This is a genomic window from Peribacillus sp. SIMBA_075 (genome assembly GCF_046534585.1).
The window spans coordinates 1-243 of sequence record NZ_JAWRYN010001409.1; the positions used below are offsets into that span (position 1 = coordinate 1).

Genomic DNA, 243 nt, shown 5'->3' on the forward strand with positions numbered 1-243 from the left:
CTAGTAGAAGGGGGCGTAACGGTTGTAACAGAAAGCCCCTGTTCTACTGCGCACGCAAGCGCAAGAGCAGGTGTACAAAGCATTTGATGGCCCATTTTTTTTAGTGCACTTTTGTTCAATGCATATGGAACAAAGCACAACGAGGCGGCTTCCAATTCTGTTTTCCCACTAATATGGTTAAGCAGTCGAGCAGCCAGTCGTTGTGCGGATTGTTTTCGTTTTGTCGGTAAGGATGAATAGGCT

1 pseudogene is annotated in these 243 nt (G+C 46.5%); it reads right to left on the reverse strand.

From position 1 onward, the window contains the following. Window positions 1-243: pseudogene (locus SB775_RS32985) on the reverse strand (hypothetical protein); the annotation flags it as partial.